Source organism: Pseudomonas sp. H26/SER47-MNA-CIBAN-0231 (assembly GCF_040310465.1).
GTDB classification, from domain to species: domain Bacteria; phylum Pseudomonadota; class Gammaproteobacteria; order Pseudomonadales; family Pseudomonadaceae; genus Aquipseudomonas; species Aquipseudomonas atacamensis.
This window is the reverse complement of record NZ_JBEOPW010000078.1, coordinates 1-272: the sequence shown is the minus strand read 5'-3', so window position 1 is coordinate 272 and position 272 is coordinate 1. Positions and strand designations below refer to the sequence as shown.

Here is a 272-nt window from a genome sequence, read left to right as displayed (position 1 = left end):
CCCTGGAGTTTCTCGGCCTCGGCCACTGGCAGTTTTTCGTCGGGGGCCGAAGGCGTCAGCCAGGGGAGTTTGTCGGTGCTGACGGTCTGCGCCAGCATCAGCGAGGAAATTTCTTCCGGCAGGTTGGCTGACTGACTGAAGTTCAGCAGGCAGAAAATCAGCGCCGAATCTTCCGGTTGCCAGTATTCGGGCTTGTAGCCGGTTGCCATCAGGTCTGCCGGCAACTTGTCGCGGTAGCGGAACAGGTAGGCGTTGACGCCCCGGGCATAGAC

General features: G+C 60.7%; 1 protein-coding gene. It reads right to left on the bottom strand.

All coding sequences use genetic code 11. The features are described 5' to 3' along the window. A partial coding sequence (locus AAEZ10_RS27340; protein WP_350571811.1) for a penicillin acylase family protein occupies positions 1 to 272 on the bottom strand: 272 nt, incomplete at both ends.